Source organism: Rhizorhapis sp. SPR117 (genome assembly GCF_021742065.1).
This window is the reverse complement of sequence record NZ_JAKKIE010000024.1, coordinates 40,742-60,438: the sequence shown is the minus strand read 5'-3', so window position 1 is coordinate 60,438 and position 19,697 is coordinate 40,742. Positions and strand designations below refer to the sequence as shown.

Below are 19,697 nucleotides of genomic sequence, written 5' to 3'. Positions count from 1 at the left end.
CGAATAGCATCTGCTGGCATCGTACCGGATTTGTTCGCCCTTAGCGTGCAGATACGTCACTTTCGTGTAGTCACCCCTTTTTCAACCGGGGCGGCGAAGCTTACCTCGTCCGCGTCGATGCACGCGCGCGTTCGGTCGATGAGATCAGGAACGCGGTCGCGGCGACGCGCGGCGGTGTTCCGATCACTGTCGGCCAGATTGCCACTGTCAGGATCGGCGGCGATCTGCGCACGGGCGCAGGCAGCATGAACGGCAAGGAGGCGGTTATCGGCACCGTTCTCATGCTCATCAACGAGAACAGCCGTATCGTGGCGCAGGACGTGTCGGCCAAGATCGATCAGGTTTCAAAAACGCTACCGCCAGGCATCGAAGTGAAGATCGTTCTCGACCGGGCCAAGCTGGTCAACGCGACGGTGGGGACGGTCGAACGCAATCTCACCGAGGGCGCTCTGCTGGTGGCGGCTTCGCTGTTTCTGCTGCTCGGCAACTGGCGTGCGGCCATCATCGCCACCCTCGTCATTCCCTTCTCGTTCCTCATGATGGCGATGGGGATGAATGCGTTTCGTGTGCCGGGCAATCTGATGAGCCTTGGCGCATTGGACTTCGGCCTGATCGTCGATGGCGCCGTGATCATCATCGAGAACTGTCTGGCGCGACTCGCGCATCGACAGGAGCATGAAGGACGGCTGCTGACGCTTGGGGAGCGGCTCGAAGAAACGATGCATGCTTCGCAGGAGATGATCAAACCGACCGTGTTCGGCCAGGTGATCATCCTTCTCTCCTTTGCACCGCTTCTGATGTTCACGGGTGTCGAGGGCAAGACCTTCTCGCCCATGGCGATCACCATCATGCTGGCGCTTGTCTCCGCCTTCATCCTCTCGATCACGCTGGTGCCCGCGCTGGTGGCGCTGCTCATTCGCGGGCGTGTTGCCGAGAAAGAGGTGTGGCTGATCCGCAAGAGCAAGGATCGCTATCTGCCGCTGCTCGACAAGGCGATTGCGCGACCGTGGCCGTTCATTCTGGGCGGTCTCGCCTTCTTCCTTGCGGCGATACCGGCGTTTGGCTTTCTCGGCTCGGAGTTCATTCCCCAGCTCGATGAGAAGAACATGGCGCTCGCCTCGACGCGCGTGCCCTCGGTCAGCCTCGAACAGTCGCTCGCGATGCAGCGCAAGGTCGAAGAAGCGGTCACGAAGCTTCCCGAGGTGGAACTGATGTTCTCCAAGACGGGCACGGCCGAGGTCGCCACCGATCCGATGCCACCGAATATTTCGGACGGTTTCGTCATCCTGAAGCCGCAGGATCAATGGCCGGCAGGCGAGAGCAAGGCTGACGTGGTCGAACGCATCGAGAAGGCCGCGGGTGGTCAGCTCGGCCAGCTCTACGAAGTCAGCCAGCCCATCGAGCTGCGCTTCAACGAGCTGATCTCCGGCGTACGCGGCGACGTGGCGATCAAGCTCTACGGCGACGATCTCGACAAGATGTCGCAGACCGCCAACGAGATGGTGCGGGTGCTGCAAGCGATTCCTGGAGCGAGCAGTGTGAAGGCGGATCAGGTCGGCGGTGCGCCGGTGCTTGACGTGAAACTCGATCGCGCGATGATCGCCCGCTACGGGCTGACCGTCCAGGAAGTGGCGGACACGGTTGCCGCAGCACTCGGCGGGCGGGAGTCCGGGCTGCTCTATGAAGGCGACCGGCGCTTCGACATCACGGTGCGTGTGCCCGATGCGACGCGGATCAACCTTGACGACATCCGCGCGCTTCCGGTGCTCTTGCCCGAAGAAACCGGCGAAATGCGGCGACAGATCCCGCTCGCGCAAGTGGCCCAGATCCGGTTTACCGAAGGGCTCAATGAGATAAGACGCGAGAACGGCAAGCGCCGCGTCGTTGTCCAGTTGAATCTGGAAGGGCGCGACGCCGGCTCGTTCGTCCAGGAAGCGCAGGCGAAGATCGCCCAGGTGAAGCTGCCTGCCAGCTATTATCTCGAATGGGGCGGACAGTTCGAGAACCTGCAGGCTGCGTCGCAGCGACTGTCGATCGTCGTGCCTTTGTGCTTTGTCGGCATTTTCGTGTTGCTCTATATGGCCTTGGGAGGCTTCGGCCGGGCGGCCGCGGTCTTCCTGGCGGTGCCGCTCGGATTAGCCGGCGGGATCTTCACGCTCGCAATGACCGGCATCAACTTCTCCGTCTCGGCGGCGGTGGGGTTCATCGTCCTGGCTGGCGTTGCGGTCCTCAACGGCCTCGTTGTGATGACGGCGATCCGCGAGCGCCTTGAGCGGGGTCTGCCGTTGGCCGAGGCCATTCGCGAGGGCATGGCCGAGAAGATGCGGGCCGTTGTGATGACGGGCTTCGTGCCGGCGATCGGCTTCGTGCCGATGGCGCTCGCCCATGGGACCGGCGCCGAAGTCCAGAAGCCTCTGGCGACCACGGTGATCGGCGGTCTGATCGCAGCCACGATCCTGACCCTGCTGGTCTTGCCGGCGATCGCCAAGGTCGTGCTCGGCGCAACCGAAGAAAGGCGCCGCAAGGGTAAGCAAAATATCGAGCCGACTGGACCCGAACCGGCGTGAAGGAGAAGATCATGACTGAAAAAATCAAGCTGTTGCGGATCTACACCGACGAAGCCGCCTATCTCGGCGATCGCAAGGTACTCGAGGTGATTGCATCGCGCGCAAGGGATGCGGGTTTGGCCGGCGTCACCATTCTGGACGCCCGATTGGGCTTCGGCCGTTCGGCCCATGTCCACCGGCGCCATGTCTTCGAAAGCGACCGCGCGGTCGTCATCGAGATCGTCGATGAGGAAAAGCGGCTGCGGACTTTTGTCGATGGTCTCGACGATATTCCGGATGTCGGGCTGATGACACTGGAAGCCGTGGAAGTGCTTGGCGGTAAGGCACGACAAACCATCGCGGAGAAGGGCGCATGATCGCGGCATGCAATGCCGCGCGCGAGGTTGTGCGAGTACACGATCGCATCTGCCCCTTGGCCAACCAGTCCAGGGGATGAAGCATGAAAGATCATTTGCGCCTCGATATCCCGCTTCTCCTACCGGATGTTCAGGACGAGGCCGATCAGTGCCTTGGCCGGCTCACTTCGGAACTCCAGGGGCGGAAGGGCGTGAGCGAAGTTCATATCGTCCCGGCGTCGGGGAATGGGAACGCCCAGCTCTGCATTCACTACGACCCCGATCTCATGCCGCTTGCCCGCGTCCGTCGGTTCGCCACGAGCGCAGGCGCCGCCATTACCGACCGATACGGCCATATCCGCTGGGATGTCGATGGCCTCCTCCACGAGCGCCGGGCGCGCACGGTCGGCGATCAGCTTCGCCGGTTACCCGGGGTGATCGAAGCCGAGGCCAGCGCGGTGGGGGCAGTCCGCGTCGAATTTGACCGTTCGGTGGTCTCCGAACCTGATATCCGGCGCGCGTTTGCAGACATGGGTGTCTGGGAGCGAGCACCGCTTGTCGTTCCCGCTGCAGCGGCTCCGGAAGAGGAGGAGCATGAGCACGGCGGCATTTTCGGGCGTAATACCGAGCTCATCTTTGCAGTGATCTCCGGAGCGCTGCTGGCAACCGGTTTCGGTATCGAGAAGCTGCGACCGGATTTCGGTGGGGCTGCGCTGACGCTCTATCTGCTGAGTTATTTCTTCGGCGGCTTTTACACGCTGCGCGAAGCGATCGACAGCCTGCGGATCAAGCGGTTCGAGATCGATACCCTGATGCTGGTCGCAGCGGCAGGCGCGGCGGCGCTCGGAGCATGGGCCGAGGGGGCGCTGCTTCTGTTTCTCTTCAGCCTCGGCCATGCGCTCGAGCATTACGCGATGGGGCGGGCCAAACGCGCTATCGACGCTCTGGCTGAGCTGGCGCCGCGCACAGCGATGGTGCGTCGCGGCGATGGCGGCCTCAGTGAAGTTCCCGTTGAAAGTCTGGTGATCGGCGACATTGTGGTGGTGAAACCGAACGAGCGCCTGCCTGCGGATGGTTTCGTCGTTGTCGGCCGGTCGAGCATCGACCAGGCGCCAGTCACCGGTGAAAGCGTTCCGGTCGACAAGGAGCCGGTGCCGGACCGAGCAGAGGCAGCCGCGCGGCCCGACAAGTTGTCCGCGCAGCACCGGGTCTACGCAGGCACAATCAACGGGCCCGGCGCGATCGACATCGCCGTAACCCGGCTCGCCGCCGACACCACGCTTGCCAAGGTGGTGAAGATGGTGAGCGAGGCGGAAACGCAGAAATCGCCGACCCAGCGTTTCACCGACCGGTTCGAGCGGGTGTTCGTGCCGTCTGTTCTCGGGCTTGTCGTGATCCTGTTGTTTGCCGGGGTTGTCATCGACGAGCCATTCCGCGACAGCTTTTATCGCGCCATGGCGGTGCTGGTAGCGGCGAGCCCCTGTGCGCTTGCCATTGCAACGCCGAGCGCGGTGCTATCGGGCGTGGCGCGCGCTGCACGGGGCGGCGTGCTGATCAAGGGCGGTGGGCCGCTGGAGAGCCTTGGGTCGCTCACCGCGCTTGCGTTCGACAAGACAGGAACACTGACCGAAGGCCGCCCGCGCATCACCGACATCGTTCCGGCACAGGGGATCGACGACGACGAGCTCATGACGGTCGCCGTGGCGGTCGAGGATTTGAGCGATCACCCCCTTGCTGCTGCCATAGCGCGCGACGGGCGCCAGTTCCTCGATGAGCAACCGGTCCCTGCGGCTGCTGACCTCAGGAGCCTTACGGGGCGAGGCGTTCAGGCGCAGGTCAACGGCGAAACCGTATTCATTGGCAAGGCCGAGATGTTCGGGAGCGACGGCATCCCCCCGCTCTCGGGCGAAATGGCGCAGGCGATCGAGCGTCTGCGTGAGCAGGGGCGCACCACGATGGTGGTGCGTATGGGCGAGCGCGACCTGGGCGCGATCGGCCTTATGGACACGCCGCGCGTCGCCGCCAAGGCCGCGATCGAGCGATTGAAGGCCCTGGGCATTCGCCGAATGATCATGATCTCCGGTGACAACCAGCGCGTTGCGACCGCTATCGCTGCCGATGTCGGCATCGACGAGGCCTGGGGCGACCTGATGCCCGAGAACAAGGTCGAGGCAATCAACAGGCTTCGAAATGAGGCACCCGTCGCCATGGTCGGAGATGGGGTCAATGACGCCCCTGCCATGGCCAACGCAACAGTCGGAATTGCGATGGGCGCCGCCGGATCGGATGTCGCGCTCGAGACCGCCGATGTGGCGCTGATGGCCGACGATCTCGCGCATCTCCCCTTCGCGGTCGGGCTGAGCCGGCAGACGCGATGGATCATCCGGCAGAATCTCGTCGTCAGCCTTGGCGTTGTGGCTCTGCTGGTACCCGCAACGATCTTGGGCCTGGGTATTGGTCCGGCGGTCGCGGCGCACGAGGGTTCGACGCTGGTGGTTGTATTCAACGCGCTACGCCTGCTTGCCTATCGCGACAAAGACGCGAAGCCGGAATGAACTTGGGAGGTGACCCATGCAAGCAACGACCAGCCACACTCTTACATCCGGCTCGCCTCGGCGCGACGGTCTCGCAGCATCTCGCGCTTTTTTCGTCGCCCGTCGAGGGGGAGGGGCCTCTCCTGCGTATCATCAATGGGGAGAATATCACCGTGCCACCTCGATCAAGAGTGGCTGGATGAGAGGGAATTCTGGCCAATGCAAAAGCTGATCGCGAGCCTCACCAGCCTTGGCGCCATCCTTCTGGTGGGATGCGCGACCACGCCGCCACCCCCGTCCCCGATCGAGATCGCCGGGGCTCCGGACAAGCGGTTCATATTGACGAGACTCTATGCGGCTGCCGGCGAAGGCCAAGTTCTCGTCCAGGGCCGCATCGTGCGCAAACACAGGGCCTTCCGGCGCGATTACGGCCATATCCATGTCGAGGCCTATTCGGGCGGCATGCCCGTGGCCGTGGCGGACGCGCCGCGGCTGAGGCTTGGTTACCGCGTCTCGCGCTATGCGGACTTCACGGCCACGCTGCCGATCGACGCAGCGAGAATCGACAAGGTGGTTGTCTCGCACAGGCTAACCGCCGACTGACAGGGCCCGTCCGGCTCAGCGAGACGCCGCCACACAGGCCTAAAATCTGACCGCCGTTGAGCGCGCTGAGCCTGGCAGGCGGCATGGAGCGCTTCTGCGACCAAAGCACGGCGATTGCTGCGTCTACTGCTCTTACTGCACCACGCCCTGTCCACCGGTCCAGCTCGAGCAGAAGGACAGCTCCTGTTGTGCTGGTTCTTCGGCGGGAAATCGTCGCGCCGACTGAGTGCAGCCACAATGCTTCAGGCATACTGACAAAGCGTTTTGATGTAACGGCTCGTCTATTTTGTAGTAGCGATCAACGGGGGGAAATCTCATGCTGACGTCATTTGCCTATATCGGGGCCGCCTTGGCCGAAATCGCTGGATGCTTCGCTTTCTGGGCGTGGCTGAGACTTGACCGGTCCCCGCTTTGGATCGCGCCAGGCATGGTTTCCCTTGCGCTCTTCGCATGGCTGTTGACGCTGATCGACTCCGACGCGGCGGGACGCGCCTATGCCGCATATGGCGGTGTTTACATCTGCGCGTCCCTGCTTTGGCTATGGGCTGTCGAGGGCGTGCGTCCCGACCGCTGGGATGTCTCGGGAGCGCTTGTCTGCCTGGTGGGCGCGGGCTTAATCCTGCTTGGACCGCGAACGGCTTGAACCGCCAGTCAGCGATCGAATCCTCCCGGCCCAAGCGCGTCCAATATGCGGCACTCGCCGATCGTTCCGCCCTGGCAGGTTTCGACCAGCGCAGCGATCTCGCGCCGCAGCGCCGACAAGTCGGCCAGTTTCCGGTCGATCTCGGTCAGATGCGTCGAGGCGATCGCATCGACGGTCGCACAGTCGCGCGAGCGGTCGTCGGAAGAGCGCCAGCAAGGTTCGGATCTGCTCGATCGAAAACCCCAAGCCGCGACCCACTTATGTCCGATAATGTTTCTTCTCGGACATAAGTGGGGGGCTGAAAATCTCTGACAGACATGGTTTGTTCTGGCGTAATCGGGCAGTATGGTGTAACGTCGTAAATGCGCAACCTTCAGGATATCTGCCATGAGTGTTCACAGCGTCAAGATTACGGCCGATGGCCGCATCCAGATCCCGGCCCAGCTTCGCCGCGAAATGAACCTGCGGGCCGGTGAGACACTCAATCTGGAATTGCATGACGGCACGCTTTCGGTGCACCGTCCCTCGAAGGCGCTGGAACGCATCCGCGCCCGGTTCGCCAAATATGTCGAGCCCGGCTCCGATGTCGTGGCCGAGCTGAAGGCCCAGCGGGTCGAGGACGCGCAGCGTGGCTGATGCGCTCCTCGATACCTCGGTGCTGATCGCCTTCATCTTCGGCGAAGCGCATGACGTCAATGAAGACACCGTGCTGGCCGGCGGCGCCATCGCTTCGGTCAATCTCGCCGAGACGATCTCGGTCATGCGACAAAAGGGCGGCACCGAAGCCGAGATCCGCGACACGCTGCGCGAGCTCAACCTCGACGTGGTGCCGTTCAACGAGGCGATGGCGGAACGGGCGGGCACGCTCATCCCGCAAGCGCGCACGTTGAACATCGGCCTCGGTGACTGCGCCTGCATCGCCACGGGGCTGGTCCTGCGACTGCCGATCTGGACCGCCGATCGCGACTGGCTCAAACTCGACGCGCCCGGCGCCGACATCAAGCTTATCAGGAACCCGTCATGACCCCACCGAGCCAGGGCGTCGAGCTTGTGGCGCTGATCACACCAGGCTCGGCTTTCGCACGAGAATGGAAGCGCGTGACGCCGACTTATGGCATCTACGAATATGCCAAGGCGTCCGATGGCCGCGAACTTCGCTTCGGCGACGGATCGTGGCAAATTCTCAACGCCCGGCACATCGCCGACCTGGTGCTGCTTGACGCCTGCGGCACCGAACTGTCGAGCGCCTGTTCGGCGACTGATCCCTGCCGCCTCTGCCCCTCGACTTCGACACGGGAGCTTTGCCATGCTTTTCGACGAGAATGACGACAACGGCTACCAGCCCTCGCCGCACATCGCCCGGCTGCTGGAAGGCGGCCAGGACGACGAGGCGACGGTCCGGGCCTTCATCGCCGATATCTTCGCGCAGCGGATCGCCTCGCACCACCGCGACACCATCGAAAGCAGCAAGTGGGCTGACACCCTGCCCCAGTTCATCGAGCGCGCGCCGCGGATCATCGAGGTGATCGTCATCAAGGACGGGGCCAAAGACTTCTCCATTCGGCAAGTTCAGCAAATCACCGACGATCTCGTGCGTCTCGACGACACGGGATTTGTCCGGCGCTACGGTCTGGAAGAGCTGTTCGCAGCGCTGGCGGACGCCGAGGCGGCCGGTGAGCTGGAACCGGAAACCCCCTACGCCGCCCTCGCCCGTCACCTAAGTCCCGACGAGCCCGACGTGGGCGCGCGCGACATCGACAGGCTCATTCTGGCCGGCAAGCGGGCGCGAAGCAGCGCTCATAACCGCCAGCGCGCCGCGCTGATGACTGGCCCGATCCTCATCGCGGTCGGCCTCGCCAGCATCGGCATGCCTGCTCTCTTCCGCGCAATCGATCCGGCGACGCCCTACCCGCTGCCGGCACTCCCGCAGGTGGCCTCGCTGGGCGTCCTGACGCTTGGAGTCGTACTGGCGTGGCTCAGCTTTCGCTGGCTCGACAGCGAAGTCGATCCGCCGCTTCCGGCACCCGTCGCCCAATGGTTGGCGGCGAACGGTCACGACCACGGTGTGCGCCATTGGGATGAGCTCTACTGGCCCACCGCCAAACGCCTTGCCTGCCGGCGCGAGCTTCTCGGGTTCACCTTCTGGAAGCCAGCGCCGCCGCCCGAGTCAGACTGGCCTGAACTGCGGATCAACAATGATCCCGAATGGGATTATTGGGAGCATGGCGCCGGCCGCCCTGTCAGCGAGCGCTACTATCGCGCTTTCATGGATCGCATCGAACGATGGCACGATCTTCTCTACCGCCTGAACTGGACGGGATGGGCGCTCATCGCCGGCGGCCTCGTGACAACGGCGATCGTGCCATTCTTCCTGCCCGGCATGGTGAGCTTTACCCTCAAACTCGCCCTCGTCACCGCCTTCATCGGGCTCACCATTCCACTCGGCCTCGGCCTGCACCCGCCCCTGCGCTGGATGCCGCGCGGACTCCGCCGCCGATGGTTCGGCCCGCTGCCGACCGACGCCGAGGACTATCGTGATTTCCTCCTCGCCCGCTCGTGATCGCTTGAAGCAACAACGCCCGATCTGATGACCACCCTTCCCCAGCCTCTCGCAACAGCGCTCCCAGTTGACCTGCAGGCGGAACTTGACGGCGCGCGCGATACCCTGGCCGCCGCCAAGGCAGAATCGACGCGCAAAGCCTATGCGGCCGACTGGGCACGCTTCTGCGATTTTTGCGAAGCCCGAAATGTCGAGGCGATGCCGGCGCACCCCGAAATCGTGGCGCTCTTCGCGCATGTCGAAGCGGAAGCCGGGATCGCGCCGGTGACGATCGGCCGCCGCGTCGCCGCGATCACCCATCACCACCGAGAGGCAGGCATCGCCTCGCCCACCGCGCGCGATGACGCCGGCGTCATCGCGGCGATGCTTGCTGGCGTGCGCCGTCGATTTGCGCGGAAGAAGGAGCAGAAGGCGCCGGTGCAGGCTGAGGTGCTGAAGGCCATGCTGGCCACGATCGAGGGCATGGGAGTGCGGGCGAGGCGGGACCGCGCGATCCTGGCGCTGGGCATGGCCGGGGCGTTTCGTCGCTCCGAGCTGGCGGCGCTGCGCCTGCCCGATCTCAAGTTCGCCGATTCGGGCGTGCGCATCACCATCCCCAAATCCAAGCGCGACCAGGAGGGCGCCGGCCAGGTCATCGCCATCCCCGAGGGCCGGTTCATCCGCCCTGTCACGCTGCTGCGCCACTGGCTGCACGCGGCCGATCTGCATCTGCCCGATCCGGCCAGCGGAGCGCCACGCACCGGCCCGGTCTTCCTGCGGCTTACCCGATCCGACGTCCCCACCAGCGCGGCGATCACCGACAAGACGGTCGCACGCCTCGTCAAGACCGCCGCGGCGGCCGCCGGTCTCGACCCGGCGCTCTACTCGGCGCATTCCCTTCGCGCGGGGTTTCTCACCGAGGCGGCCGCCCGCCGCGCCAATCTGTTCAAGATGAAGGATCACTCCCGCCACAAGTCGCTCGATACCGTCGCCGGCTATGTGCGCGACGCCGCGCTTTTCGACGATCATGCCGGCGAGGATTTCCTGTAAGCCCACACGCTGCCGGCTGTGTGGCCAGCGCCGGCCCGATGCCGCGGCCATGCTCCCGGCAACCCGACGTGTGCGGGTGACGCGACTTGGCCTCCTGTGAGCAAACCCAATCTATCCGACCGTGATGAGAGGCAATTGCCATGGTGGCAATTCGGGCATATACAGCTATTACTGACTATCTGACTAGATGAGGTTTGCGGTGGTTGCAGCGCGAAAACCCGATCGCCGGAAGAGGCCTGTGGGCGCCGGTCGCTTTGCGCATACCGGGCGGGGGTGGAAACTCGAAGATGCCAAGGCACGCTTCAGTGAGGTCGTACGCCTTGCCCGTAGCGAAGGGCCACAGCGCGTAAGCGTCCGCGGCAAGGATGCCGTGGTTATCATGAGCGTCGAGGAACTGGAATGGCTCGCACCCAAAGCGCCGCAGGTGCCGCTGGTCGCTTTTCTGGAGGGGCTGAAGCTGAGCGATCTCGCAATGGTTCGGGAGCCGGACCATGGCCGGGACGTCGACTTGTGATCGGTTGGTTGCTCGACACCAACGTCATTGCAGCCCTCATCAATCCCAACGGGGCACCGAGCGTCAAGGCCTGGGCATCCGCCCAGCAGGAAGAGCGTTTCTTCCTCAGCATCCTGACGCTCGGCGAATATGACGAGGGAATTCATAACCTTCCGTCCGATCACGCGGAACGATCCAGATATATGGCCGCCCGCGATGCACTCGAAGCGCGGTTTGCCGGACGCATCCTTCCGGTTGAAGACCGCGTCGTGCGCCGTTGGGGAGAGATATCGGGCGCGGTAAAACGCCAGACCGGTCATGCGCCGGGCGTGATTGATACGCTTCTGGCGGCGACCGCGCTCGAGAACGAAATGTTTCTCGTCACCCGCAACCTGAAAGACGTGCAGCACAGTGGAGCCGCCATCTTCAATCCCTGGGAGGACGATCCTACGGGATTTGTGATTGCCTGAAGGAACCACCCACTGACATCATTTATTCCACGGAGCAGATGAAGGCGCCCGTTTGCTTCGCGCGCTGAGCGAATTCTGACAAAATGCATGCTATCCTCGCGCCGAACACGATCGGCCCGATTATCACTCGTCAGCCCGTGTGGCCTGACACGCTCCAATTTCGTCGGAATACCGGCAACACCACGGGCAAATCTACGAGAGCCCGCTCCCACGCCTCAACCGGAATGGCCCCGGCAACCCGATGTGCAGTGCTGCCTTCAGCTCTGCCCAGGCGCCATCGGCTTGGCCGACGAGCAGAGATCTCTGAGTTTGGCCTTCATTGATCCCGAATGCCATGACGGGCATATTTTCGTCGCGAACCGCGATCGTTGCATGGACCGTTTCCACCAGCGTCCAGGCAAGCGGTCGGCGCTCGCCGTCGATCTCCACGATTAGCGCCTCGACTGTGGCGCCGACGATCCTGTTCAGCGGTAGACTCAGATCATCGCAGTTGCTCATCTGCCGCTCCTATCGCTTCGAGGCCACATGGGCTGGTGGCCGTGCAATTTTTCCACATCACCGCTGGCGATGCGCCCGCAAAGCGGCATGGCGCCCCGTGCACGGGCCGACTAAGGCGGTAACGCTCAACAATCATCTGAAAGGATTTCCATGAACAACAACGATCTTGCCGACCATGTCGCCAGCGAAACCGGCGGCACCAAGGCAGACGCCCGCAAGCTGGTCGATCTCGTGTTCGCAGCGATCACCGAGGCGGCCGCGAAGGGCGACGAAATCAGCCTCAACGGATTCGGCAAATTCAAGGTGAAGGACAGCCCCGCTCGCGAGGGCCGCAATCCCGCCAACGGCGAGACGATCCAGATCGCGGCGTCGAAGAAGCTCGCCTTCACGCCCGCCAAGGCGGTCAAGGACAGGCTGAACGGCTGATCCGGCAGGAGCCCCGGTCAGTGCGAGCGATCCTGCCCCTCTTTGCGGGTGGCTCGTGCTGGCCGCAGGCGATCTTCGCCCCGGTCACACCGGGAAAGGTATCCAGGCGAGCAGCTCGTTCCGATCAGCCGCTAAGCCGCATATCCTCGCTCGAGCACCGACCGAACCGGGGCCGGCACCGTGTAGACCGCAAGCCGCTGCGCGCCCCTGTTCTCGTGGTCCACCCGGTAGCCCTGGTAGTGACGCCTGATGAGACCGGCTCGGACGAGTTCCGAGACAGCGCGGCTGACGGCGGTCATACCAGAAGCGCGAACCCGGTTTGCGACTTCACTTTCGACAAGCCGCTCTGCTTCCGCGATGTCGTCAGGCAGCAGGCCCTGCGCTTCCATACGTCGCCGAACGCCTTGCGCGGTCGACTTGCGGAGATGGTGACGTGTCGCGCTTGGCGCGATCACGGTCGACAGCCATTCCCGGATCGGCACCATCTGCCCGCCATCCCGTACATGTGGTCCGGCCACGCCTTCCCTGCCCGCAGCCCGCGCGATCAAGTCGAGCACCATGAACGTGTATCGGGGCCTGGCGGAATTCACGGTGATCGCGCGCATGATGCCCGGTAGATCGAGTGGCTTTTCCGTTCGGGGCGAGATGTTGAGCTGCAGTTCCATCATGGAACGAATCAAGCACAAACAGGAATCGGTGTGAATCCACAATCGACATGTTTGCGCCGCACCGTGTCACTTTTGTCATCTGTGTCACTTTACCGGGCGCCAGTGGTAAAGTGACATCGGTGGCATTCTTGTGAGGCTTGCCGCGAACCTTGCCGCGTCCTCTTAGCTCTCCGGACCTTACGGCATCCTCTTTGCAACTCTTTGCGAGCAGGTAGGCCATCGATGGAGAAGTTATCGTTTTCTTGTAAACTTCCTAACATCGCTTGATAAGCGACGGGAGTTCGAGACACCCTTGGGTAAACCCCGATTTTCGGAATTTCTCCTCCTTAAGACGCGAAAAGTCGGTTACGAGGCGTTCGAGGACAGGATAATGGCCGAATTTTCCCTTGCTGCTTGCCCGCGACCAGGAACGGATCATCATCCCGACGGCCTACCGAACCGACTCCCTGAGCGCACTCAAGGTCTTCTCATACAATGGACAGACTGCCCCACTGATCCGGATCTAAGGTCCGCCTGCGGTATCGCATCATCAAGCGGACGGCCACGAGCCGTACTCACGATCGAGCCAATAGCACGCTGATGGACCGCGAGCCGCCAAACCACCCTAAGCTGGGAAAGCAAGCTTGTACTTACCTATCTCGGCCGGCCCATCCTTGGCCAGGGGTCCATTGGAGCCCACCATCCGTGTGGCTCCCTGACAGTCCGAGTTGGACCGGGCCAAGGAAAGTGCGCAACTGCGTGATCAATTCTGAAAAAGGCGGCGGCTCCAGCGTCGGCACACTACGATTAAGGAAGGCCCGCCATTGGGCCAGCTTCTCTGGTCTCTCCGCGAAATCCGGTCTAAGGTTGGCCGGCCAGTCGGCAGGAGCCGACCGCGCGCGTCCGTCAAGCGTCCGGCGAATCGCTTCGATCAGCGTTCCCGCGTCAAAGGGGAAAGTCTCAGAGATCGCCCAGACATCATAGTGGTCCTTGAGCCGCGTGGTGTCTGCATCAAAGCGAACCATCGCATCAAACTTCTCCGCGATGACGCTCTCCGGGGGATAGGCGCGGATATGTGCGGGCGGCAAATCATGAATGAGGCGCGGATAGTCGAGATCGAGCGGTGCAGGATGAACTGGATCGCCAAAGCCAATGTCGATCAGAATGGGAATCCGCGTGTTCTTCAACCGGGCTTCGAGCCGGACATGCAGGCCGCGATAGTCCTCCTCCTCCCGCGTGCGTTCCACCTTCACGCTGTCAGCGATGAAGATCAAGCCATCCGCCCATGCGTCCACGCCGCAGAGGTCCGCGAAGGTCATTCGGGCCACTTCCATGTCATCGTCCCCGAAGCCCAGCAAGTCGAGATCGCCAGTAGCCCGAAACGGCGCATCCGCCCATGCAGCAAACAGCATCGCCCCTTTAAGCACGAAGCGGTCACGCGCTGCTGTCCTGGAAAGGCGATACAGCAGCCGTTCGATGCCGTAGCGGACGAGCAGGCGCTGGAAATCCTGACCGGAGGCCCGAGACTGGTCGAGCAGGCGTTGACGCACCGACGCCGCCATGTCGCGTTTCTGCGGCGGCTTCGTCATGAAATGCTTTCGAGATAGGGGCGCATGACGTTCTGAACCCGGCAGATGTTGGCGTAGCGCCTGAGATCGGCGTGGGTTGCCTTGCGCTGGCGTAGACCGTCACGCAGGGCTTCGATCGCCACATCGAGGCCGACACGGCTGCGATATTTGAAGCAATCAACAATGGTTTTGGCGGGGTCGTAGATCGGCACGGCAACGCCTTCGATATAGGCCGTCATGCGGCCCGCCTCGAAAGCTTCGCCCGACGCGCGCACCGCCTCGACGCAGAAGGGAAGTGTTTGAGGAATACGCGCCTTGTGGTGGAAACATATCCATACCGCATGGGGTAGCTGCGTGGTCAGTTCGTGATATTGCAGCGCAGACAGAAGGGCGATGACGCCATTCGGTGCGAGCCGCGCGGCTTCGGCCAGATTATGCGCCGCATCGATTTCCTCGGCATCGGCCATCTGATAGAGCCCACGTGCGAGCCGGACGAGTTGGCCCTGTTCACACAGGCGTGCAACACTCGACGGCGGGATACCCGCCTCACGGAAATCCCGCGCGCGCGCGATCCCGCGCGAGCGGACGATGGCGATAGCCTGGTCCGACAGGGTTTCAACAGATTCCATAGAGCCTGATGTGAGGAAATGTCGGCATTTGTCAATAAGTGCCGACGAAATGTACCACCGTTTAGCTCACGATCTCGTAAGCGGGAGCACATGTCGTTGATTCCCGGTGGCGCAGCTTTATGATGCCTAATTGCGTTCACCTTGGTCCGGTGTCTGCAGCCAAACCGGCGATCGTCCCGACTGCCAAGCACTTGCGAACAAAGCTTGAACACAGTATAGATACTCGTTGGAGTTCATCGTGCACAAGTTCGACCTCAACACCTATAACCTCACGAAGGACCTGCCCGGCGGACCAACTTTAGCCGTAGTGGACGAAGAGATTCCTGAAGTACAGATGATAGTCGACGAGCACGGACAGCCTACCCATGGAGGCCTTACAGGCTATATGCTTGCCTACATCTTGATGGCGGCCTTTGTCGGCGGACTGTTTCTCGTCCTTTAGGCCCTATTCGCGTAGCTTGGGATCTTGGAAGAAGCCGCGGTTGTGATCACGGTTCACTTCCTGCTGGACATCCACCGATCCCTGGACGCGCTGCCCCCGCATGACCTCGGCCGCGGACCGAGCATCACCGAGTTCTCTCTTGCCTGCCTCGATAACATCCACTGCCGCTGCTGAGTTGCCGCTGCCCGGACCGGCGGGAAGACGACTAACGCCATGTGGTCGATAGGCCGCGCGAACGTCCGACGCGCTGCTAACAGACGGCCGATGCACATCCACTAGGTTGGGATCATGAAGATTGCCGGCGATTTCCGCACGGATCGCATCCTGTTTGTCATGCATCCAGCGGGTAATCATCTCCTGCCGCACGAAACGCTGGTGGTCCGAAAGGTCCGTCGCCCAAAGCTCGGGTGCATCGAGGCCGGGGTTGGCGACCTGCTGCTGTCGATACCACTGAGCAAGATCCTGGCTCAGATTCTCGCTCAGCTGCATGCCGTGCGTCTCAGCATAGCTGGCATCCCGCGACAGCTGCTGAGAGAGCTCCTCGAGCCGTCGTGCCGTCTCGGAATAGGACTTCGCCAGCGCCAGGGAATCCTCGGTGCTTGCGGACGACGAGGACGTGGTGGACGCGCGGCTGAAGACGCCGCTGCGCGAATATGTCCCGTCCGAAGTGGAAGCCCCCGTGCCATTCGCATGCTCGTCACGGACCCCGCTCGAAGACGTGTTCGCGCTGTCACTCCCGCGTGTTTCATCCGTTCCGTGTCGAAGAGTGTCTAATTGGGTACCAGTCTTCGAAACGCTGCCACCGATACCAGGCAGACGACTCATCGTTCCGCCACGCCCGGTCTTTGCTCCGCCGGCGCCACCAAGCCCGGCCGAAACGCCACCCGTCACCTGATCGCTAGTCTGCGCCTGCCGATCCCGGCTCTGCGACACCCTTTCACTCTGAGAGATTGACGACCTCTCCTCGAGACCCTGCGAGCTGCTGCCAGTTCGGCGGTCGAATTGCTCGATTGAGGTATTTGCCTGGCTCCCACTGCTCGAATCCCAACCGGACGACCGCTCACTTGATGTTCCAAATCCGCTCCGGTTTGCATGTGTCGCCGTCAGAACCTCCGCAGCCGCGTTTTCAAAGGCCTGGGATTGGCGATGAGCCTCACTGGCCATTTCGCGCCATTCGGCGACAGACCCCGTCGTCATGGTCGGCGTGAACCCGAGGCGGGAAATCGCGCCGGAAGTATCGAACACCTCCTGTCCATTGCCGAAACCCGCAACGACGGCGCCGTTATCTTGGCGCCATCCCATGCTCGGCGCGCCGCCCATATAGCTCGGCGCTGTCGTCCACTGATCGGCCTGGCGCATGTTCGAGGTCGAGTTTGCCCAGCTCACATTCCCGTAGGAATAGTTGCCAGTGGTCTGCTCAAGGGCTGCCGCCTCGGCCGCATTCTGCGCCGGTGCGAGCATCGACATCGACTGGCCGGCGATCGACATCGCGCCGCGCGCGAGGCCCGCGGCCAGGAACGGCACACTCATAAGCATGAAGCCGGCGATCGTGGCAGTCTCACCGTTGACGGCACCGATCCCGGCATAGCTCCCGAGCGTCACACCGCCGCCAGCAACGCCGTTGGCTGCCGATTCCGCGCGAGTCATGCAGATCATGTGCAGGATGACATAGAGCGGTCCCCACGCCGCCAGATAGAAGAAACCCATCGCATAGCCCTTGAGCGAGCTGAGACCCGTCTGGGGCATAAGGAAGAGCGGGAAGATCACCGGGAACATCGCAAAGAAGACGACGGTCAAGACGATGTTCAGGATCGGCACCCAGGCCATCGCCTGCTGCGCAATCGAATTGTAGGTGTTGCGCGCCTGGATATCGGCCCTCGTCTGCGCGAAGGTGTCGATCGCGGCCGCGCCGCTTCCGCCCGACATGCTGTTCCGCGCCTGCATGAACGCGTTGATCGCCGTATTCTGGCGCATCACATCGGTGAAGCTTCCGCCCGAACCCGTGAAAGCGGCGTTCACGATCGGAATGTCGTGCTTCAGCTTATCGGCCGCCAAAGTATTGCTCAGCTTCGGATAAACCTCCTTGCCCCAGAGCGGCGCGTTCGCATCGATCATGGATGCCCATTGCCCGTCAAGCGACTGATAGGCCTGCCGGCAGGTGACAATGAAGTTCCGAACGGTCCCGTCGCCCTGGCGTTCGAGCCATTCCTGCGAGCGCGCCTCCGATCCCGGACCGATCGCCGCCCACAGGTCCGTCGACGTGGCGAGGTTGGTCAGCGATTTCTGATAGAGCATCACATCACCGAACACGCAGTTCTTGAAGTGACTTTCGAGGTTGGTCGAGAATTCTGCATCGCGGATGATGAAATTACGCGTCGCGTCGAACAACCGCGCGCCGTAGACCATGCCGTTGGTCGAATAATTGAGTTCGCTCGGCATGACGAAGACCGTCTCGGCGGTTCGGGTGAGCCAATCGCCAACCTGGGTCGTGAAGCTCGCAAGCACGCCCAGACCGATCGGCACGTTGTCGATGGTCGCCGGCGCAAGGCTGGGGTTCAAGCGGTCGGTCACCTTTATGCTGACTGTAGGGACCATCAGACAGAGATAGATCGCCGTCGCCTGCAGGAACCAGTTCATCCACGCCTTGTAGTTCAGGGTGAAGGCGACAACGAGCAGCGAGTAGATGAGGCCCATCACCATCACGACGCGGAGCAGAGAGCGGTAGCCCCCTCCCCCGGACCAGGCCGCGACAGCATTGAAGACATTTACGAGATACTCGCCGCCTCCGACCGTGAAGACCTCCAGCATCGGCCTGCCCCTGCTTTACATGAGACCCTGAGCGTTCAATCCGCGCGAGAAATTCAGCGCCGACGCCATTCCCGGCGTCATGGAATTCTGCAGGGTCGATTCCAGCATGATGCTGCGGTTGATGATCTGCATCGTCACCTGCAGCTTGTTGTTCAGCCGCACGTCTCGCTGACTGAACTTGGCTCGGGTGGCCGCAATCTGCTGCTTCCACTGGGTCGCGGTTTCCTGATCGAAGGTCTGGTAATGGACCTTCGCCTGCTCGACGCGATCGAGCATATTGTCGAGCATGGCCGAGAGTAGGTCGACCGCGACGATCTCGGACAGGGTCTGGATTTCTCCGTCAGTCAGCGCGTAGTGTGCATAGGCCTGCACCGCGAGGATCTTGTAGATCGGCACGGTGGCCAGGTTCAGGAGCTGCTTTTCGGCCGCGTTGAGAGCCGTGTCCGACCGGATCTTGTCGCTCATGGACTTGATCATGGTCGCGATGCGCGGGCGCAGCGCCGACGATGCCGGGACGGAGAGCGTCTGTTCGCCGACGTCGTAACAATTCTGGTCATTGCACTTGAGCATCTTCACGGGCGGCGCATCAGCGGTTCCGTCCAGCAGCGCGGTGACCACTGCCTCTTCGGCCGGCCCATACATCACCACCTTGCCGCCTACACTCGGGTCGGTCGAGGGCGTCGTCACGACCGTGCCCACCAACGTCATTATATATTCGGAAAAGGACTGGTCGAATGCGCCGAATTTCGCCGATTTTCTCAGCGCTTCCCAGGTGTAGTTATGCGGCTCGCCGACCAGCTGATCCTTCATGGAGTCGTCGGTGTTCCCCGCGATCGTGGAGTCGCGCCGGTTGCCGTTGTTGCAGCCCTGTCTCGACGCTGCCCAATCGGAAAACACGCCCTGACTGTTGCCGACCGCTTCGCAGATCGTGGCCCGCGTCGTCTCCATCTGCGGCCAGATGCCGCCAACCAGCGCCTGCGCCGTTTCGCAGCTCGAGATATTCATCTGGTTGAGCAGCTGCGCCTTCTGACTAAACTCATCCATCACCTTGCCGATCTCGGGCGAAACGGAATCGATCGCCAGCTTGAAGGCGAAGCCGAGCGCATTGTTCGCCGTCGCCTTCAGCATCGCGACGATCTCGGACGCATTGATGAACGAGAAACTGCCGCTGAACAGGTCGATGCCGCCGCAGCCAGCCCGGGCACTCGGGAGCTGCAGATTGAAGGGCTGCACACTCTTCTGCGGGAAACGGGTCCAGACGTTGCCGAGCGAATAATAGCCGGCCGACTGCCCCTGATAAGCCGATGGCCCGGTGACGTTGGCGGCCCCGCCGGCGTCAGAGAAGAAGTTGTTCATCTCGGACGCGACATCGGCGCGCGCGACACCGACGATCGCGAAGTTTGCAGCCGCGATCATGCCCGCCGCCGCGGCCGTACTCCGAAACA

General features: G+C 62.5%; 21 protein-coding genes and 1 pseudogene. 15 read left to right on the top strand and 7 right to left on the bottom strand.

What is annotated here, in order from left to right; translation table 11 throughout:
- Positions 1-77: 77 nt before the first annotated feature.
- The 6 genes and pseudogenes from L3X40_RS11045 to L3X40_RS11025 all read left to right on the top strand — a co-directional run.
- Positions 78-2,567: pseudogene (locus L3X40_RS11045) on the top strand (efflux RND transporter permease subunit); the annotation flags it as partial.
- 11 nt (positions 2,568-2,578) lie between these two features.
- Complete coding sequence (locus tag L3X40_RS11040) at positions 2,579-2,923, top strand: DUF190 domain-containing protein (protein WP_237365697.1); 345 nt, start codon at positions 2,579-2,581, stop codon at positions 2,921-2,923.
- Between the two features lie 83 nt (positions 2,924-3,006).
- On the top strand, positions 3,007-5,457 hold the full coding sequence (locus L3X40_RS11035; protein WP_237365696.1) for a heavy metal translocating P-type ATPase: 2,451 nt from the start codon (positions 3,007-3,009) through the stop codon (positions 5,455-5,457).
- A 198-nt stretch (positions 5,458-5,655) separates the two neighbouring features.
- Positions 5,656-6,039, top strand: a complete 384-nt coding sequence (locus tag L3X40_RS11030) for a hypothetical protein (protein WP_237365695.1) — start codon at positions 5,656-5,658, stop codon at positions 6,037-6,039.
- 46 nt (positions 6,040-6,085) lie between these two features.
- The gene (locus L3X40_RS22510; protein WP_445177178.1) at positions 6,086-6,265 is read left to right on the top strand and encodes a GDCCVxC domain-containing (seleno)protein; all 180 of its coding nucleotides are present in this window, start codon (positions 6,086-6,088) and stop codon (positions 6,263-6,265) included.
- 90 nt (positions 6,266-6,355) lie between these two features.
- Positions 6,356-6,682 (top strand): YnfA family protein, encoded by a 327-nt coding sequence (locus tag L3X40_RS11025; protein ID WP_237365694.1) that lies wholly within the window; start codon positions 6,356-6,358, stop codon positions 6,680-6,682.
- 8 nt (positions 6,683-6,690) lie between these two features.
- On the opposite strand, the gene L3X40_RS11020 is transcribed toward L3X40_RS11025, so the two are convergent.
- The gene (locus L3X40_RS11020; protein ID WP_237365693.1) at positions 6,691-7,071 is read right to left on the bottom strand and encodes a MerR family DNA-binding protein; all 381 of its coding nucleotides are present in this window, start codon (positions 7,069-7,071) and stop codon (positions 6,691-6,693) included.
- Here L3X40_RS11020 and L3X40_RS11015 point away from each other — a divergent pair.
- The 7 genes from L3X40_RS11015 (at position 7,070) to L3X40_RS10985 (ending at position 11,234) form a co-directional block, all read left to right on the top strand.
- The gene (locus tag L3X40_RS11015) at positions 7,070-7,318 is read left to right on the top strand and encodes an AbrB/MazE/SpoVT family DNA-binding domain-containing protein (RefSeq protein WP_237365692.1); all 249 of its coding nucleotides are present in this window, start codon (positions 7,070-7,072) and stop codon (positions 7,316-7,318) included. The two genes, L3X40_RS11020 and L3X40_RS11015, sit on opposite strands and share 2 nt — an antisense overlap.
- Entirely contained in the window at positions 7,311-7,706 is a 396-nt protein-coding gene (locus tag L3X40_RS11010) for a type II toxin-antitoxin system VapC family toxin (RefSeq protein WP_237365691.1), read from the top strand. The genes L3X40_RS11015 and L3X40_RS11010 overlap by 8 nt, the downstream gene beginning before the upstream one ends.
- A complete protein-coding gene (locus L3X40_RS11005; RefSeq protein ID WP_237365690.1) occupies positions 7,703-8,008 on the top strand; it encodes a hypothetical protein in 306 nt (101 codons plus the stop codon). Before L3X40_RS11010 ends, L3X40_RS11005 begins: the two co-directional genes overlap by 4 nt.
- Complete coding sequence (locus tag L3X40_RS11000) at positions 7,989-9,242, top strand: hypothetical protein (protein ID WP_237365689.1); 1,254 nt, start codon at positions 7,989-7,991, stop codon at positions 9,240-9,242. The genes L3X40_RS11005 and L3X40_RS11000 overlap by 20 nt, the downstream gene beginning before the upstream one ends.
- Positions 9,243-9,269: 27 nt before the next feature.
- Positions 9,270-10,271: a site-specific integrase gene (locus tag L3X40_RS10995; RefSeq protein ID WP_237365688.1), complete on the top strand. Its 1,002-nt coding sequence runs from the start codon at positions 9,270-9,272 to the stop codon at positions 10,269-10,271.
- A gap of 238 nt (positions 10,272-10,509) precedes the next feature.
- Positions 10,510-10,785, top strand: coding sequence for a type II toxin-antitoxin system prevent-host-death family antitoxin (locus L3X40_RS10990; RefSeq protein ID WP_237365687.1), 276 nt, complete (start codon positions 10,510-10,512; stop codon positions 10,783-10,785).
- The gene (locus L3X40_RS10985) at positions 10,782-11,234 is read left to right on the top strand and encodes a type II toxin-antitoxin system VapC family toxin (protein WP_237365686.1); all 453 of its coding nucleotides are present in this window, start codon (positions 10,782-10,784) and stop codon (positions 11,232-11,234) included. The genes L3X40_RS10990 and L3X40_RS10985 overlap by 4 nt, the downstream gene beginning before the upstream one ends.
- Positions 11,235-11,426: 192 nt before the next feature.
- Here L3X40_RS10985 and L3X40_RS10980 read toward each other — a convergent pair whose 3' ends face one another.
- Positions 11,427-11,732, bottom strand: a complete 306-nt coding sequence (locus L3X40_RS10980) for a hypothetical protein (RefSeq protein WP_237365685.1) — start codon at positions 11,730-11,732, stop codon at positions 11,427-11,429.
- 150 nt (positions 11,733-11,882) lie between these two features.
- Between L3X40_RS10980 and L3X40_RS10975 the strand changes: the two genes are divergently transcribed.
- Positions 11,883-12,158, top strand: a complete 276-nt coding sequence (locus tag L3X40_RS10975) for an HU family DNA-binding protein (protein ID WP_237365684.1) — start codon at positions 11,883-11,885, stop codon at positions 12,156-12,158.
- A 131-nt stretch (positions 12,159-12,289) separates the two neighbouring features.
- Here the strand turns inward: L3X40_RS10975 and L3X40_RS10970 are convergent, their stop codons facing one another.
- The 3 genes from L3X40_RS10970 to L3X40_RS10960 all read right to left on the bottom strand — a co-directional run bounded on the left by L3X40_RS10970 (position 12,290) and on the right by L3X40_RS10960 (position 15,002).
- On the bottom strand, positions 12,290-12,826 hold the full coding sequence (locus L3X40_RS10970) for a hypothetical protein (protein WP_237365683.1): 537 nt from the start codon (positions 12,824-12,826) through the stop codon (positions 12,290-12,292).
- A gap of 629 nt (positions 12,827-13,455) precedes the next feature.
- Positions 13,456-14,394, bottom strand: coding sequence for a nucleotidyl transferase AbiEii/AbiGii toxin family protein (locus tag L3X40_RS10965; RefSeq protein ID WP_237365682.1), 939 nt, complete (start codon positions 14,392-14,394; stop codon positions 13,456-13,458).
- Positions 14,391-15,002 (bottom strand): type IV toxin-antitoxin system AbiEi family antitoxin domain-containing protein, encoded by a 612-nt coding sequence (locus L3X40_RS10960; RefSeq protein ID WP_237365681.1) that lies wholly within the window; start codon positions 15,000-15,002, stop codon positions 14,391-14,393. Before L3X40_RS10960 ends, L3X40_RS10965 begins: the two co-directional genes overlap by 4 nt.
- A gap of 238 nt (positions 15,003-15,240) precedes the next feature.
- On the opposite strand from L3X40_RS10960, the gene L3X40_RS10955 reads away from it, so the two are divergent.
- Positions 15,241-15,444 carry a hypothetical protein gene (locus tag L3X40_RS10955; protein ID WP_237365680.1) on the top strand — a complete coding sequence of 68 codons (204 nt, stop codon included), beginning with the start codon at positions 15,241-15,243 and terminating at the stop codon, positions 15,442-15,444.
- 3 nt (positions 15,445-15,447) lie between these two features.
- Here L3X40_RS10955 and L3X40_RS10950 read toward each other — a convergent pair whose 3' ends face one another.
- Positions 15,448-18,252 (bottom strand): conjugal transfer protein TraG N-terminal domain-containing protein, encoded by a 2,805-nt coding sequence (locus L3X40_RS10950; RefSeq protein WP_237365679.1) that lies wholly within the window; start codon positions 18,250-18,252, stop codon positions 15,448-15,450.
- 15 nt (positions 18,253-18,267) lie between these two features.
- Complete coding sequence (locus tag L3X40_RS10945) at positions 18,268-19,668, bottom strand: conjugal transfer protein TraH (protein WP_237365701.1); 1,401 nt, start codon at positions 19,666-19,668, stop codon at positions 18,268-18,270.
- Positions 19,669-19,697: the final 29 nt, after the last annotated feature.

Bases quoted from the DNA above. Each gene is read 5' to 3' on its own strand.
- L3X40_RS11040 (WP_237365697.1), top strand. From the start codon at position 2,579: ATGACTGAAAAAATCAAGCTGTTGCGGATCTACACCGACGAAGCCGCC.
- L3X40_RS11035 (WP_237365696.1), top strand. From the start codon at position 3,007: ATGAAAGATCATTTGCGCCTCGATATCCCGCTTCTCCTACCGGATGTT.
- L3X40_RS11030 (WP_237365695.1), top strand. From the start codon at position 5,656: ATGCAAAAGCTGATCGCGAGCCTCACCAGCCTTGGCGCCATCCTTCTG.
- L3X40_RS11025 (WP_237365694.1), top strand. From the start codon at position 6,356: ATGCTGACGTCATTTGCCTATATCGGGGCCGCCTTGGCCGAAATCGCT.
- L3X40_RS11015 (WP_237365692.1), top strand. From the start codon at position 7,070: ATGAGTGTTCACAGCGTCAAGATTACGGCCGATGGCCGCATCCAGATC.
- L3X40_RS11020 (WP_237365693.1), bottom strand. From the start codon at position 7,071: ATGGCAGATATCCTGAAGGTTGCGCATTTACGACGTTACACCATACTG.
- L3X40_RS11005 (WP_237365690.1), top strand. From the start codon at position 7,703: ATGACCCCACCGAGCCAGGGCGTCGAGCTTGTGGCGCTGATCACACCA.
- L3X40_RS11000 (WP_237365689.1), top strand. From the start codon at position 7,989: ATGCTTTTCGACGAGAATGACGACAACGGCTACCAGCCCTCGCCGCAC.
- L3X40_RS10995 (WP_237365688.1), top strand. From the start codon at position 9,270: ATGACCACCCTTCCCCAGCCTCTCGCAACAGCGCTCCCAGTTGACCTG.
- L3X40_RS10980 (WP_237365685.1), bottom strand. From the start codon at position 11,732: ATGAGCAACTGCGATGATCTGAGTCTACCGCTGAACAGGATCGTCGGC.
- L3X40_RS10975 (WP_237365684.1), top strand. From the start codon at position 11,883: ATGAACAACAACGATCTTGCCGACCATGTCGCCAGCGAAACCGGCGGC.
- L3X40_RS10970 (WP_237365683.1), bottom strand. From the start codon at position 12,826: ATGATGGAACTGCAGCTCAACATCTCGCCCCGAACGGAAAAGCCACTC.
- L3X40_RS10965 (WP_237365682.1), bottom strand. From the start codon at position 14,394: ATGACGAAGCCGCCGCAGAAACGCGACATGGCGGCGTCGGTGCGTCAA.
- L3X40_RS10960 (WP_237365681.1), bottom strand. From the start codon at position 15,002: ATGGAATCTGTTGAAACCCTGTCGGACCAGGCTATCGCCATCGTCCGC.
- L3X40_RS10950 (WP_237365679.1), bottom strand. From the start codon at position 18,252: ATGCTGGAGGTCTTCACGGTCGGAGGCGGCGAGTATCTCGTAAATGTC.
- L3X40_RS10945 (WP_237365701.1), bottom strand. From the start codon at position 19,668: ATGATCGCGGCTGCAAACTTCGCGATCGTCGGTGTCGCGCGCGCCGAT.